The sequence below is a fragment of the Sinomonas sp. genome (genome assembly GCF_036848755.1).
In the GTDB taxonomy this organism is placed as follows: Bacteria; Actinomycetota; Actinomycetes; order Actinomycetales; family Micrococcaceae; genus Sinomonas.
Map to the genome: position 1 here is coordinate 20,395 of NZ_DAIUJO010000036.1, position 14,396 is coordinate 34,790.

General features: G+C 68.8%; 12 protein-coding genes. 3 read left to right on the plus strand and 9 right to left on the minus strand.

Annotation, left to right across the window (positions count from 1 at the left end; translation table 11 throughout):
- Positions 1-88 precede the first annotated feature (88 nt).
- The 6 genes from V7053_RS07905 to nirB all read right to left on the minus strand — a co-directional run bounded on the left by V7053_RS07905 (position 89) and on the right by nirB (position 7,431).
- Entirely contained in the window at positions 89-1,045 is a 957-nt protein-coding gene (locus V7053_RS07905) for a hypothetical protein (RefSeq protein ID WP_334171728.1), read from the minus strand.
- A 267-nt stretch (positions 1,046-1,312) separates the two neighbouring features.
- Positions 1,313-1,546, minus strand: coding sequence for a hypothetical protein (locus V7053_RS07910; protein ID WP_334171729.1), 234 nt, complete (start codon positions 1,544-1,546; stop codon positions 1,313-1,315).
- 35 nt (positions 1,547-1,581) lie between these two features.
- Complete coding sequence (gene deoC / locus V7053_RS07915) at positions 1,582-2,244, minus strand: deoxyribose-phosphate aldolase (protein WP_334171738.1); 663 nt, start codon at positions 2,242-2,244, stop codon at positions 1,582-1,584.
- A gap of 164 nt (positions 2,245-2,408) precedes the next feature.
- Entirely contained in the window at positions 2,409-3,566 is a 1,158-nt protein-coding gene (locus tag V7053_RS07920; RefSeq protein ID WP_334171730.1) for a uroporphyrinogen-III synthase, read from the minus strand.
- A gap of 90 nt (positions 3,567-3,656) precedes the next feature.
- Positions 3,657-4,739: a uroporphyrinogen-III C-methyltransferase gene (cobA, locus tag V7053_RS07925; protein WP_334171731.1), complete on the minus strand. Its 1,083-nt coding sequence runs from the start codon at positions 4,737-4,739 to the stop codon at positions 3,657-3,659.
- A 1-nt stretch (position 4,740) separates the two neighbouring features.
- Positions 4,741-7,431, minus strand: coding sequence for a nitrite reductase large subunit NirB (gene nirB / locus V7053_RS07930; protein ID WP_334171739.1), 2,691 nt, complete (start codon positions 7,429-7,431; stop codon positions 4,741-4,743).
- Between the two features lie 210 nt (positions 7,432-7,641).
- Between nirB and nirD the strand changes: the two genes are divergently transcribed.
- Complete coding sequence (gene nirD / locus V7053_RS07935) at positions 7,642-8,037, plus strand: nitrite reductase small subunit NirD (protein WP_334171732.1); 396 nt, start codon at positions 7,642-7,644, stop codon at positions 8,035-8,037.
- 7 nt (positions 8,038-8,044) lie between these two features.
- Here the strand turns inward: nirD and V7053_RS07940 are convergent, their stop codons facing one another.
- Both V7053_RS07940 and V7053_RS07945 read right to left on the minus strand, forming a co-directional pair.
- Positions 8,045-9,811, minus strand: a complete 1,767-nt coding sequence (locus tag V7053_RS07940) for a phospho-sugar mutase (protein WP_334171733.1) — start codon at positions 9,809-9,811, stop codon at positions 8,045-8,047.
- Positions 9,812-9,820: 9 nt separating this feature from the next.
- Positions 9,821-10,624, minus strand: a complete 804-nt coding sequence (locus V7053_RS07945) for a purine-nucleoside phosphorylase (RefSeq protein ID WP_334171734.1) — start codon at positions 10,622-10,624, stop codon at positions 9,821-9,823.
- 124 nt (positions 10,625-10,748) lie between these two features.
- Between V7053_RS07945 and V7053_RS07950 the strand changes: the two genes are divergently transcribed.
- Positions 10,749-12,158 carry an NAD(P)H-quinone dehydrogenase gene (locus tag V7053_RS07950; protein ID WP_334171735.1) on the plus strand — a complete coding sequence of 470 codons (1,410 nt, stop codon included), beginning with the start codon at positions 10,749-10,751 and terminating at the stop codon, positions 12,156-12,158.
- Between the two features lie 27 nt (positions 12,159-12,185).
- Here V7053_RS07950 and V7053_RS07955 read toward each other — a convergent pair whose 3' ends face one another.
- Positions 12,186-13,202, minus strand: a complete 1,017-nt coding sequence (locus tag V7053_RS07955; RefSeq protein ID WP_334171736.1) for a fatty acid desaturase family protein — start codon at positions 13,200-13,202, stop codon at positions 12,186-12,188.
- Positions 13,203-13,502: 300 nt separating this feature from the next.
- Between V7053_RS07955 and V7053_RS07960 the strand changes: the two genes are divergently transcribed.
- Positions 13,503-14,318, plus strand: a complete 816-nt coding sequence (locus V7053_RS07960; RefSeq protein WP_334171737.1) for a slipin family protein — start codon at positions 13,503-13,505, stop codon at positions 14,316-14,318.
- Positions 14,319-14,396: the final 78 nt, after the last annotated feature.

The window sequence follows — 14,396 nt, forward strand, 5'->3', positions numbered from 1 at the left end:
CCCTAGCCCGTTTCGGGTACGCCAACTTGGGCTCTGGGGCGTTTCGGGTGCGCCAACTCGGGTTCTGGGGCGTTTCGGGTGCGCCAACTCACCCTCGATAACCTTGAGCGCGCAACGCATCGAGCACGAGTCTGATGATGTATGCGTCGCCGCGGGCCATGTCGTGCTTGGTGATCTTGACTTGGTTCCAGCCGGAGAACCTCGTCCGACGATCACGCCGTGCATCCATGGCGATCTGCTCGGGAGTCGTATGATGCTCGCCCTCGTATTCGAGGGCGGTGCGGAATTCCACATTGCCCAAGTCGACCCAGATTATTCCTCCCCAGGGGTCGACGACGGGGCAGTTGGGGATAAAACGAGGAAGCCCTGCCCGCTCAAGGATCTGACGGAGGTATGACTCTTGAGGGGAATCGACCCCGACGGCCAAGAGGTCCAAAGCGATGCGGCCGCGCCCGAGCCCAACGACGCGGTGCCGGCTCTCGACGAATGATCGCAGGTCCGAGAGCGGAACCAAGGCCGTGCGTGGGTGGTAGGTCCGCTCGTGCTCAGAAACAAGATAATCGCCCGCTGCAATGACGTCGTCCATCGTGAGTCGACGGATCCCGCAAAGGTCCAGCCACGTTCTCTCGGGGGTAGTCACCCGAGTTCCCGAGACCAGCGTCATCTCATCGGCCTTGAGCCTGAGGCGATGACCGCGGATTTCAGGCCGCCTCGGTTGGCCCAAACGATCTTTGGCGCCTGAATCCGCGATGGCGGCGCGCGAGAGATCCATGAGGCGAGGATCCTGCGCCCATGAGGGGAGCGGTATCTGGTAAACCATTGCTGCGCTGAAATGGCTTAGCGCCGTGGTCTCGTGGATCGCCGTGTAGGGACGCGCTCGCTGGAGCAGGCCCTGGAGCGCCAGTTCGGGAACTCGAATTCCTCGGCTCGGGCGGATGAGGTCGGGACCTTCGAGTCGCCGTCTGCTGATTCCGAGGCGGAGGGCCTCCTCGACGCTGAACGATGACTTTAGGAGCTTGTCGGGAAGGGGTTCGTGGGGCGACATGGCCTTATTCAGCCACAATGGGGACGAGCCTGCGTCGGCTTATCCACAGCTCAGAAGTTTCGGGTACAGAAACTCATTGGGGAGGAGTAGTCCAGCCTTGGGGAGGACCAGTCGGAACGACTCATCGGTGAACGAGAAATGCCCGGCCGAGACATCCTCGGCCGGGCATTTCTGTACCCGAAACGGTGGGGGAGGGCGTTAGCCGTACCCGAAACGGTGGGGGAGGGCGGTAGCCGTACCCGAAACGCTTGGGGGAGGGGGGAAGGCTTACTTGCGGTGCTCGCTGCCCGAGTCGGAGCGGCCGAGGAACGTCATCGGGATGAAGAAGGCGCCCACGAAGAACAGGATGAGGGCTGCCATCGGCCAGACGTTCGTGAAGTCGAGCCATGAGACGGCCACAACACCGGCCACGAAGATCGCGAGCATGACGACGAAGATGATGATGTTGCCGACGAGCGGGTTCTCGTTCTCGATCGGCCGGTTCTTGGCGTTCTCAGCCATGCTCTCTCTCCTCAAGTCCTTGGTTCGTCCGGCGCTCAGTATGATCCGGCCGCTGCGCCGCCGGTCACGATGGCCACACCGGAACTCGCGCCGATCCGGTTGGCACCCGCTGCAATCATAGCCCGCGCGTCCTCGAGGGTCCGTACGCCGCCCGAGGCCTTGACGCCGATGTGCGGCCCGACGGTGCGCCGCAGGAGCGCGACGTCCTCGATCGTTGCGCCCCCGCCGTTGAAGCCGGTGGACGTCTTGACGAAGTCGGCCCCCGCTTCGACCGCAGCCTCGCACGCGAGCACCTTCTGCTCGTCGGAGAGGAGCGCGGTCTCGAGGATCACCTTGAGGATGGCCGAGCTGCCGTGGACGGCCTCTGCTACGGCGCGCAGGTCGTCGATGAGAGCCCCGCGGTCGCTCGCACGGGCCGCGGCGATATCGAGGACGACGTCCACCTCGTGCGCGCCATCGAGCGTCGCCCCCCGCGCCTCGTAGACCTTGACGTCGGTTGGGGTTGCCCCGAGGGGGAACGCCGCGACGGAGCAGGTGAGGACGCCGCTTCCGCGGAGTGCCTTCGTGGCCGTCTTGACCCAGAGGGGGTTGACGCACACCGACTTGAAGCCGTATTCGACGGCTTCGCTGCAGAGCCGCAGGATGTCCGCCTCGCCCGCGGTCGGCTTGAGGAGGGTGTGGTCGATGAAGCCAGCGATGTCCGCGGGCCTGAGGGGCCCAGCCCCAAAGGAAACAGGCCCAGAGGAAGCAGTCCCAGAGGAAACAGGCCCAGAAGGCACAGGCTCGGAAGACACGGCGGCGTCCTTTCGAATCGGGTCTTCCCATACTGGCACAGCGGACCAGCCCTGACGGGACCCCTCACCTAACGCCGTTCGACGCGCAGACGATAGCCCCGCTTCACGACCGTCTGTACGAGGTCGGCCGAGGGGAGGGCGTTGCGCAGACGGTTGACTGCCATGTCGAGGGCGTGGCTCGATCCGCTCTGCGACAGGAGTCGCGCGAGGGCGTCGCGGGGCACGACGGCCCCTCCGGCGTCGAACAGCGCCCGGAACAGCAGCATCGCTGCCGGCGGGAGGCAGAGTTCTTCTCCCCCTACCGACAGGGTGCGCCCGCGCAGCTCGACCGGGCCCGAGGGGGTCTCGAGCCTCCGGACCTGCCGCCGGGAGAGGTTGTCGGTCACGAGCTTGATGAGTGCGCCCATGCGGAACCGGTCGGGGACCCAAGGCCGGAGCCCGGCGGCCTCGAGCGGCGCGGCCGTGACGGGGCCGACGGCGGCCGTCGCGACTCGCTGCCGGAAGGCGGCGAGGAGCTGGGCATAGAGGCCGAGCTCGTGAGCAGCGCTGAAGAGCGCATCGACGGCTGGCGCGCTCGTGAAGGTCACGACGTCGAGTTCGCCCGCGCAGACGGCTTCGATGAGCGTCTCGAGACGGTCCTCGCCCTCGGGCCTCACCCAGCGATAGGGGGTGACGGTGATGAGTTCGGCCCCCGCACGCCGGAGCCGCTCGAGCTGGCCGCCGTCGGTGTAGCCGTGGAGCTGGATGACGACGCGTTTGCCGTCGAGCCGGCCGCCCCCGTCACGAAGGACGAGATCGACGAGCGTCGCCGTCGTCTCGTCGTTGGAGATGCCGACGTCGGCAAGCCCCGCGGCCCGCACCGCACCGCGTGCCTTGGGCCCTCGCACGTAGAGCGCGGCGGCGCTCAGCGCCTCCTGGAGGTCGTCGCCGAGCCCCGCGGCGTCGGCGACGTCGAGCCAACGGCGCATGCCATACGCGGTGGTGACGATGCAGATGTCGGGGCGCACCGCAATCGTGCGCCTCGTGTCCTCGATGACGCCGAGGTCCTGATCGACGGGCGCGATCGTGAGGACCGGCGCGTGAAGCACTTCCGCCCCCCGACGCTCGAGCGCCTCGATGAGGTCCTCGGCGCGCCGGTGCGCCGTCACGCCGACCCGGAAGCCCTTGAGCAGGGTCTCCAGCTCGGCTTCCCGCGTCAGGCTGTCTTCTGCCAGTGTGGCGCTCATGGCCGGTGCTGCTCCCTTCATCGTCGGTTCGTCAACCGTCGCCTCGCCCATCCTCGGTTCACCGTCCCCCTCCATGCTCCCAGCCTCCGCTCATGCGATGAGCGCATCCGCGAGTTCGCGCAGTCCGAGCCCGTCGGCGTCACCCCGGAGGGGGCCAGCGGCGCGGACCACTTCTCCGATCACGATCACCGCGGGGTTCCCGCAGGCGCCGGTGTCCGCCTCCGCGTGCCCGAGGTCCGTCACCGTGGTCCGCTGCCCCGCCTGGTGGCCGCGTTCGACGACGGCGAGCGGCGTCCGGACCGGCAGGCCGGCGCGGCGCAGCCCAGCGGCGAGATGCGGGAGGTTCGCGATGCCCATGAGGACGACCAGCGTCCCCCCGGCGGCCGCGAGGCCCGCGAGGTGCGTGTGCTCGTCGGACGTGAGGGGGGCGTGGCCCGAGATCACCGTGAAGGAGTGGCTCACCTCGCGGTGGGTCACGGGGATGCCGGCGGCGGCGGGCACGGCGATCGAGCTCGAGATGCCGGAGACGACGCGCACCGGAACCCCCGCCGCCGCGCACGCCTCGACCTCCTCGGCGCCGCGGCCGAACACGAAGGGGTCGCCGCCCTTGAGCCGCACGACGTTGAGTCCCCGCCCGTCCGCGCCGTCCCGAGCGTGCTCGACGAGCAGCCGGTTGATCTCTTCCTGCGGCACTTTGTGGTGCCCCGGGAGCTTTCCGACGTCGACGAGTTCCGCCGTCGTGAGCCGTCCGAGCTCGCGCCACGGCGGGAGCCGATCGAACAGGACGACGTCGGCGTCCCGCAACGCTTCGACGGCGTCCAGGGTGAGGAGGCCATGCGAGCCCGGCCCCCCGCCCACGAGCGTCACCCGTCCACGCCGGCCTGCGGCCGGCTCCCGGACGATCGGCACCCCCGCGCTGCGGTAGTGGTCGAGCACCGGAGCCCACTCGTCGTCGTGCGCGGCCCCTGCCGCACTCCCTGCCGAAGAACTGCGGACGACGGCGACGAGCCCCGGGCGCGCGGGAAGCCCGACGGCGGCCCGGAACGCGGCGGGCGAGTCGAAGTGGGCCACGGACGCCGCCGCCCGGCGGTAGCGCAGGAGGGCTTGCCGCGCCCGGTCGGCCTCGCCCAGAAGGACGACGGCGGTCCCGTCGAGAGCGATCTCAAGCTGCATGTCAGACCTCCTCAGCCTGCGGAGAGATGGCAGCGCGGACGGGGATGGTCGCGCCGAGGGCGACCCGCTCGGCTGGTGTCGCCGGACGGATCTGGTCGCGCTCGGCGACGTGGACGATCGAGTCGTCGGCCGCGTCGGGTGCGTTGACGAACGAGCGGAAGCGGCGCAGTCGCTCGGGGTCCTTGAGGGTGGCCGCCCACTCGTCCTCGTACGATTCGACGTGGCGCGCCATCGCCTCTTCGAGGTCGGCGGCGATCCCGAGCGAGTCTTCGACGACGACCTGACGAACGTGCTCGAGGCCGCCGTCGAGCTCTTCCTGCCAGCGGGCGGTCCGCTGCAGGCGGTCGGCGGTGCGGATGTAGTACATGAAGTAGCGGTCGATGTACTTGATGAGCGTTTCGTCGTCGAGGTCCTTGGCGAGGAGCTGCGCGTGGGCTGGAGTCGCGCCGCCGTTGCCGCCGACATAGAGGTTCCATCCGTCGGCCGTCGCGATGACGCCCACGTCCTTGCCGCGGGCCTCCGCGCATTCCCGCGCGCATCCGGAGACGCCGAGCTTGAGCTTGTGCGGACTCCGGAGGCCCCGGTAGCGCAGTTCGAGCTGGATCGCCATGCCCACGGAGTCCTGCTGCCCGTACCGGCACCACGTCGACCCGACGCAGCTCTTCACCGTGCGCAGGCTCTTGCCGTAGGCCTGGCCGGATTCCATCCCGGCGTCGATGAGCTCCTTCCAGATCTCGGGGAGCTGCTCGAGCCGTGCGCCGAACAGGTCGATGCGCTGGCCGCCCGTGATCTTCGTGTAGAGGCCGTACTTCTGCGCGACGGCGGCGATCACCCCGAGCTTCTCGGGCGTGATCTCGCCGCCCGGGATGCGGGGCACCACGGAGTACGTGCCATCCTTCTGCATGTTCGCGAGGGCGCGGTCGTTCGTGTCCTGAAGCGTCCCGCGACCGCCGTCGAGCACGTAGGCCGAGTGCTGCGACGCGAGGATCGAGGCAATGGTGGGCTTGCAGATGTCGCAGCCCGCCCCCCTGCCGTAACGGTCGAGGATGTCCTCGAAGGAGGTGAGCTGGAGGACGCGGATCGCGTCGAACAGCTCTTGGCGGGAGAGCTCGAAGTGCTCGCACAGGGCCTTCGAGACGGTCACCCCGGACTTCTGCAGCTCCTTCTCGAGGAGCTTCTTGATCATGGGCACGCATGAGCCGCACTGGGTCCCCGCGCGAGTGCAGGCCTTGAGGCCCGCGACGTCGCGCACCGGCTCCTTCCCCTCACACGTGCCGCAGGCGTTCACCGCGTCGCGCAGTGTTCCCGCCGCGACATTGTTGCAGGAGCACAGGATCGCGTCGTCGGGCAGCTCGGTCTCGGGGGCCTCTCCGCCGCCCGCGGCGGAGAGGAAGGCGCCAGGCTCGGCCGGGAGCTCCCGCCCGAGGAGCGGCCGGAGGCTCTGGTACGGCGCGGCGTCCCCGACGAAGATGCCCCCGAGGAGCGTGGTCGCATCGTCCGTCGTCACGATCTTCTGGTAGACGCCCCGGGCGGGGTCCGCGTAGACGATCTCGAGCGCGCCCGGCTCCTTGGCGAGAGCGTCGCCGAAGCTCGCGACGTCGACTCCTGAGAGCTTGAGCTTCGTGGCCGTGTCGAAGCCGGGGAACGTCGCTTTGCCGCCGTGCAGACGGTCGGCCACGATCTCGGCCATCGTGTTGGCCGGTGCCACGAGCCCGAGGCACATCCCGCTGAAGCTTGCCACCTCGCCGATCGCCCACACGCGCTCGACGCCCGTGCGGCACGCGTCGTCGATCACGACGCCCCCGCGCGGGCCGAGCTCGAACGTCGGCTTTCCCGACGCGGTCGCCTCGTCCGTCGTCGCCGCCTCCACCGTGGCGCGGATGAGCTCGTCGCGGGGCCGGACGCCGATCGCGACGATGACGAGGTCAGCAGGGATGACGCGCTCGTCCGCCATCAGGACTCCGGTGACCTTCCCGCCGTCGGCCCCGTCCGCGGATTCGACGACTACCTCGGAGGGGAACACGCCACCGTGGACGTCGAAGCCCTTCGCCTCGATGAGGCGCCCGAGGGCCTGGCCAGCGCCCTCGTCGAGCTGGGTGTTCATGAGCCACGGCGCGCCGTTGATGACGACGGCCTTGGCGCCGAGGTCTTGCGCACCGGCCGCGGCTTCGAGGCCCAGGAGGCCACCGCCGATGACGGCGACGACCGGCTGCCGGCCCAGTTCGTCCGCGAGCCGCCGGATTTCGCGGCGCAGGAACCAGACGTCGTCGAGCGTGCGGTAGACGTGGCTCTTGTCAGCGCCCCGGATCGGGAGGCGCGCGGCGTTGGAGCCCGTGGCAAGGACCAGCTCGTCGTAGGGGTGCCCGTGAAGCTGACCCCGGGCGTCCTCGGTGTAGACCACCCGGGACTCCGTGTCGACGCGGACCGCCTTCGCCCCCGTCCGGAGCTCAACGCCAGGGGTGTCCCACATGCTCGCGTCGCCGAGGGTGAGGTCGACGTCGGCGAGGAGCGCCTTGGACAGTGCGACCCGGTCGTAGGGGAGATGGGCTTCCTCGGTCAGCGCCGTGACCTCGAATCCCTCGAGACCCCGGGCAGCCATGGCGTCGACGAAGCGGTGGGCGGCGGGGCCGCCGCCGACGACGACGACGCGCCGCGGGGCCCCAGCCGGGCCGGGCTCGATGGGGGTGGGCATGCTCACGTGGTGCCTTCCGTTGAAGGGCGCCGGCCAGTCCGGCGGGGTTTCCTCCAGCGTAGGAAGGGGCGATTTCGCGTCAGTTGCCCTCGTGTAACGGTGGATTAACTTCGCTGTCACGAGCATGTTTCCGCATCAGTGAGGCCGGTTTTACTTCGGTGTGACACAGCTTCAACCCGGGCGAAACGAGGCGTTCCGTAGCGTTGAGGCATGACGATCACAGCCCCTGCACTGGCCCTGACGGACGACGTGGACACTCTCGAAGCTGCCGCCGGGAACGTTCTGCCAACCTGGCACAGCGTGTGCAACCTGGACGACCTCGAGCCCAACTGGGGCGAGGCCGCGCTCGTCGCGGGACGGCAGGTCGCCGTCTTCCGCCTCTCCACGGGTGACGTCTACGCGGTCGACCAGCGCGACCCCGCCACCGAGGCGCACGTCATGGCCCGCGGCATCGTGGGCTCGCGCGGGGACCGCCCCACGATTGCCTCCCCGCTCCACAAGCAGGTCTACGACCTGCTCACCGGCGAGCGGCTCGACGGCAGCGGGGCCCCCCTCGCGGCCTTCCCCGCACGCGTCGTGGACGGGATCGTCCAGATCGCGGCGTGAGGGGCCCTCAGAGCCCGAGCGCCTCGCGGATGTCCTCGAGCGCGGCGTCCATCGTCTGGCGGGCCGCCGCCTGGGCGTCTGCCAGCTCGGCCGAGCTGTCGACCGGGCGGATCACCTCGACGTAGCACTTGAGCTTGGGCTCGGTTCCGCTGGGACGCACGATGACCCGGGTAGCGTCCCGGGTGATCCAGACCAGTCCCTCGGTGGGAGGCAGCTCGGCCGAGCCTTCCGAGAGGTCCGCCGCCGTCTCGACGGGGGACTCCGCGAAGGCGGCCGGCGGATTCTCGCGGAGCCGGACCATCATGGCGTCGAGCAGTCCCAGATCCGCGACACGGACGCTCAGCTGGTCGGTCAGGTGCACCCCGTGGAGCACCTGCAGCGCGTCGAGCCTGTCGAGGACGGACTCGCCGTGGGCCTTCGCGTCGGCCGCGAGTTCAGCGAGGAGCAGAGCGGCCGAGATGCCGTCCTTGTCCCTCACGATCTCCGGCGCGACGCAGTAGCCGAGCGCCTCTTCGTAGCCGTACGTGAGACCAGGGACGCGTGAAATCCATTTGAACCCGGTCAGCGTCTCCCGGTGCTCGATCCCAGCAGCCTGCGCGATGCGCCCGAGCAGCCGGGACGAGACGATCGAGTTCGCGAAGACGTAGCGCGGGGCGTCAGCTCCCTCGCCCGACTGGGCACCCCCATCGGCCAGCCCGAGGCGCCGGACGATGTGGGCCCCGAGCAGCGCGCCCACCTCGTCGCCGCGGAGCATGCGCCATTCGTGCGTCACGGGATCGGGGACGGCCACGGCACACCGGTCCGCGTCCGGGTCGTTCGCGATCACGATGTCCGCGTCCACTCTGATCGCCGTCTCGAACGCCAAGTCGAGCGCGCCCGGCTCCTCGGGGTTCGGGAAGGCGACGGTGGGGAAGCCAGGATCCGGCAGGGCCTGCTCCTCGACCATGGTCACCTCAGCGAAGCCCGCCTCGCGCAGGAGCCCGAGCGCCGTCGTTCCCCCGACCCCGTGCAACGGCGTCAGGACGATCTTGAGGTCGCGCGCGGGGAACAGGTCCGGGCGGGCGAGACCAGCGACGCTCGCGCGGTACTCGGCGGCGATATTGGGAGTGAGGACGGTCCAGCCGGAGTCGGCGAGCGGAATGTCCTCCACCGCGCCCACGCTGTCGATCAGCTCTGCGATCTCGGCGTCGATGGGTGCGACGATCTGCGCGCCCCGCCCCTCGTCGTCGACCGCCCGCCCGCCGAGGTACACCTTGTACCCGTTGTCCTGGGCGGGATTGTGGCTCGCCGTGACCATGACCGCTCCATCGCAGCCGAGGGCGCGCACGGCGTAGGCAAGCACCGGGGTCGGCAGGGCGGCGGGCAGGAGGAACGTCTGGATTCCGGCCGCCGTGAAGATCGCCGCGGTGTCGAGGGCGAACGCGTGCGAGTTCTTGCGGGCGTCGAAGCCGACGACGGCGCGTGGCCGGTCGCCCGAGGGGTGCCCGCTCACGCGCCCGAGGATGAACTCCGCGACGCCGGCCGCGGCCCGCCGGACCACGACCCGGTTCATCCGGTTCGGCCCCGGGCCCAGTGCGGCGCGAAGCCCGGCTGTCCCGAACTCGAGCGGGCCACCGAACGCGTCGGCGAGTTCCTGGGACGCTGCGGCCTGTCCCTCGGCGGCCTGCTCGACCATGGCGCGAAGCTGTGCGGCCGTCTCGGGGTCCGGGTCCGCGGCCTCCCACGCTTCAGCGCGAGCTCGCAGCCCTTCGAATTCTGCCGGTGAGGTGCTCATGGGAACCCTTCAGATCTTCGCGATGACGTCGGCAAGGAGCCTCGAGATGCGCGGGCCTGCGGCTTGCCCGGCCGCGAGCACTTCCTCGTGGCTCAAGGGGGTGGGGCTGATCCCGGCGGCGAGGTTCGTCACGAGGGAGATGCCGAACACCTCCATGCCGACGTGCCGAGCGGCGATGGCCTCGAGCGCGGTCGACATGCCGATGAGGTCAGCACCGATCCGGTGCGCGTACTGCACCTCGGCGGGCGTCTCGTAGTGCGGCCCCGGGAACTGTGCGTACACGCCTTCCCCGAGGGACGGGTCGATGCCGCGGGCAAGATCGCGCAGGCGCGGCGAATAGAGGTCCGTGAGGTCCACGAACGTTGCCCCCTCGAGAGGGGAGGTGGCCGTGAGGTTGATGTGGTCGCTGATCAGGACGGGCGTTCCAGGGCGCCATGCGGGGTTGAGGCCCCCGCAGCCGTTGGTGAGGACGAGAACCGAGCACCCGGCCGCCGCCGCTGTGCGCACCCCGTGGACCACGGAACGAACTCCCTTGCCCTCGTAGTAATGCGTCCGGGCGCCGAGGACCAGGGCACGCTTCCCGTTGGGCAGGAGCACGGAGCGGATGGTCCCGACGTGCCCTACGACTGCAGGGGCCGAGAAGCCCGGGACTTCCTCCGAGGGAACGGTGGCCGTGACCTCTCCGATGAGGTCCGCCGCGCCGCTCCAGCCGGAGCCGAGGACGAGGGCGATGTCGTGCGAGGCCACGCCGGTGGCCTCGGCAAGATGGTCCGCGGCGGCTTGGGCCAGCTCGAAGGGCTCGGAAGTCGTCACAGGTAGAAACCTACCAACGCCACTGCGCGCGTGGCACACCGCACGGGGAGGCGTGCGCCACATCACGCGGGCCTGTGCTCTGGGAGGTGGTGGAGCGCGGGACGGGCAGGCAGAATGGGTATCCGTGACGACGAACCCCGACTTCAGCGTGCCCCACATCGCAATTCTGGGAGGCGGCCCTGGGGGCTACGAGGCCGCCTCCGTGGCAGCCTCCCTCGGAGCCCGAGTGACCGTCGTCGAGCGCGCCGGGCTCGGCGGGTCCGCCGTGCTGACGGACGTCGTGCCGTCGAAGACGCTCATCGCGACGTCTGATCTCATGACCCGCGTCGAGGAGGCCTCCGCGCTCGGCGTCCGCTTCGGCGAGCACGACGGCCAGCCAGTCAAGCGAGTTGACATCCGCGCCGTCAACGCGCGTCTCCTCGGCCTGGCCCGTCAGCAGTCGGAGGACATCCGGGCGGGCCTCGAGCAACTCGGGGTGCGCCTCGTCATGGGCGAGGGGCGCCTGGCCGAGCAGCACACGATCGAGGTCGCGACCGAGGACGGCATCGAGCGCATCGAGGCGGACGCCGTCATCCTCGCCGTGGGGGCCCATCCTCGCGAGCTTCCGACCGCGCGGTACGACGGCGAGCGGATCCTCAACTGGACCCAGATCTACACGCTCGAGGAACTCCCCGAGCACCTTATCGTCGTCGGTTCCGGCGTCACGGGGGCCGAGTTCGCCTCCGCCTACAACGGGCTCGGGGCGAAGGTCACGCTCGTGTCCTCGCGCGACCGGGTGCTCCCCGGATCCGACGAGGATGCGGCCGAGCTGCTCGAGAAGGTCTTCGCTCGGCGCGGTGTCAACGTCCTCTCGCGGTCCCGTGCGGCCGCCGTCGAGCGCACGGGCGACGGCGTCGCCGTCGTCCTCGGGGACGGCACCAAGGTGACGGGCTCGCATTGCCTCGTGTGCGTGGGCTCGATCCCGAACACCGCGAACATCGGGCTCGAGGAGGCGGGGATCGCGCTCTCTGAGAGCGGCCACATCAAGGTCGACGGCGTCTCCCGCACCACCGCGATCAACGTCTACGCCGCGGGGGACTGCACCGGCGTCCTCGCGCTCGCCTCGGTCGCGGCCATGCAGGGCCGCATCGCGGTCGCCCACTTCCTCGGCGACCAGACGACGCCCCTCAATCTCAACTACGTCGCCTCGAACATCTTCACGTCCCCGGAAATCGCATCCGTCGGCGTCTCCGAGGCGGACGTCGCGAGTGGGAAGGTCCCGGGCGACATCGTGACGCTGCGCCTCAAGAGCAACGCGCGCGCCAAGATGCGCAACACGACCGACGGGTTCGTGAAGATCATCGCCCGCAAGGGGACTGGCACGGTGATCGGGGCCGTGGTCATGGGCTCGAACGCCTCAGAGCTCATCTTCGGCCTCGCACTGGCCGTCGAGCAGAAACTCCACGTCGACGACGTCGCCGGAACGTACGCCGTGTACCCCTCGCTCTCCGGCTCGATCTCCGAGGCTGCGCGACGGCTGCATGTGCACATGTGAGGGCAGCCGGTCGCGGGCGCCGAGTGGTCAGACGGAACGGTGCTGCTCCAGCATGGGGCACTCGAACACTGAGCCGAGCCCGTTTCCGACTGCGTTCAAGTACCGCACGATGATCCCGTAGGAGGTCAGGAGGCCCGTGGTCGTATAGGGGATGTCCTGTTCCGCGCACTCACGCCGGATGAGGATCTCGGCGCGGTGCAGCGCCGGGCGCGGCATGGTAGGGAAGAGGTGGTGCTCGATCTGGCGGTTGAGGCCCCCCATGAACACGTCCATAAAGCGGCCGCCCGCGACGTTGCGCGAGGCGAGGACTTGGCGGGTGAGGAAGTCTGCCTTCGAGGAGGCAGGGAAGATCTTCATCCCCTTGTGGTTGGGGGCGAAGGTGGCGCCCATATAGAGGCCGAAGATCCCTTGCTGGACCCCTAGGAACGCTGCTGCGATTCCCGGCGAGAGCAGCCAGAACGCCAAGGCTGGCACGGCGCTCACGCGGGCGGCAAGGATCGCGAGCTCCACGGCCCGGCGCTCCACCGGGGCTCGGCGCAAGAGGAACTTGAACGAGTCGACCTGCAGGGCAATCCCCAAGAACGGAAGGAAGGGGAAGAGCAGGAAGCCCTGGTGCCGGGTGAAGAATCGGAAAGCGCGGGGGCGTGCGGCTGCCACGGCGTCATGGAATGCGATCATTCCGGGCTTGATGTCCGGGTCCTGGCCGATCACGTTGGGGTTTGAGTGATGCCGCGAGTGCTTCTGCTGCCACATGGCGTAGCTGATGCCGGTGAATCCGTTGCCGACAATCCGGGCGGACCACTCGTTGACTCTCCACGACGTGAAGACCTGCCGGTGGGCCGCCTCATGCGCCAGGAATCCGAACTGGGTCATCAAGATGCCGAGCCCGGCCGCGATCAGCAGTTGGAACCATGTCGAACCCAGCAGGGCGAACCCCGTCCAAGCGACTGTCCACGCTGTGGCGAGGATGGTGAAGAGCACGATGTAGTAGCCGCGGCGGCGCTCGAGGAGACCCGACTCCCGCACTTCCTTCTGGAGGGCCAAATACCTGTTGGTTACCGGATTTGCGCGCCTGCGCCCACTTGTTTCGTCGTGCTGATCCATGATTTGTCGAACCTCCCCGGGGCAGCGCAACATTCAGTCTTCGCGCAATTTCCCCCTCCGCTCAGGTTACGCCTGCTTGTCTTCGGCGTCTTGGCTTCGCGCAGCCTTCTCCTGCCGGACAAATTCTTTCTCATCGATTTTCGGAGCCAGTTTCAGGCGGTGGATGGGACAATGGAGAAAGGGACATCCCGGAGCCAACCTGGCATTCCGGATTCGTCCCCCTCTAAGGAGGGGATCCTCATGGGCCCCATCGCTCTGACAGTCCTCATCGTCGTCATCGTTGTAGTGCTCATCGTCGCGAGGATGTCGATTCGCATCGTCCGGCAGTACGAGCAGGGCGTCCTGTTCAGGCTCGGCCGCGTCGTTGGGGTCCGGATGCCCGGGTTCCGCCTCATCATCCCGATCATCGACCACCTGCCGCTCGTGAGCCTGCGGATCGTGACCATGCCTATCCAGTCGCAGGGGATCATCACCCAGGACAACGTGAGCGTCGACGTCTCGGCTGTCGCCTACTACCGGGTCGTCGATGCGGTGAAGTCGGTTGTCGCCATCGAGAACGTGGCAGCCGCAATCAACCAGATCGCGCAGACCACGCTGCGGAAGGTCGTCGGCCGTCACACGCTCGACCAGACCCTTTCGGAGACCGAGCGCATCAACGGGGACATCCGCGAGATCCTCGACGTCCTCACGACCGACTGGGGTGTCGAAGTCACTCTCGTCGAGCTGAAGGACATCCAGCTGCCCGAGACGATGAAGCGGGCCATGGCGCGCCAGGCCGAAGCCGAGCGGGAGAAGAGGGCGAAGATCATCGCGGCGGAGGGCGAAGCCATCTCCGCTACAGCTCTGGGTCAGGCCTCAGACACGATGATGGCCCACCCGCTCGCCCTGCAGCTGCGCAATCTGCAGAGCCTCGTGGAGATCGGCGTCGACAAGAACACCACGGTGGTCTTCCCCGCACCGCTCATGAGCACCATCGGAGAGCTCTCCGCGTTCCTCGCGAGGGAGAACCAGGCCGCATCGTCGGCGGACGGGAAGACTCCTATCAGGGCCGCCTGAGCCACCTCGGGCTGAGGGGCCGAAGCGCGAGCGTAGACTGAAGAAGAAGCCCCAAGGGGGCTTCGTTCGGGCCTGTCT

Excerpts from the sequence above, each read along its gene's own strand:
- V7053_RS07905 (WP_334171728.1), bottom strand. The coding sequence starts at position 1,045 with ATGTCGCCCCACGAACCCCTTCCCGACAAGCTCCTAAAGTCATCGTTC.
- V7053_RS07910 (WP_334171729.1), bottom strand. The coding sequence starts at position 1,546 with ATGGCTGAGAACGCCAAGAACCGGCCGATCGAGAACGAGAACCCGCTC.
- V7053_RS07920 (WP_334171730.1), bottom strand. The coding sequence starts at position 3,566 with ATGAGCGCCACACTGGCAGAAGACAGCCTGACGCGGGAAGCCGAGCTG.
- cobA (WP_334171731.1), bottom strand. The coding sequence starts at position 4,739 with ATGCAGCTTGAGATCGCTCTCGACGGGACCGCCGTCGTCCTTCTGGGC.
- nirB (WP_334171739.1), bottom strand. The coding sequence starts at position 7,431 with ATGCCCACCCCCATCGAGCCCGGCCCGGCTGGGGCCCCGCGGCGCGTC.
- nirD (WP_334171732.1), top strand. The coding sequence starts at position 7,642 with ATGACGATCACAGCCCCTGCACTGGCCCTGACGGACGACGTGGACACT.
- V7053_RS07940 (WP_334171733.1), bottom strand. The coding sequence starts at position 9,811 with ATGAGCACCTCACCGGCAGAATTCGAAGGGCTGCGAGCTCGCGCTGAA.
- V7053_RS07960 (WP_334171737.1), top strand. The coding sequence starts at position 13,503 with ATGGGCCCCATCGCTCTGACAGTCCTCATCGTCGTCATCGTTGTAGTG.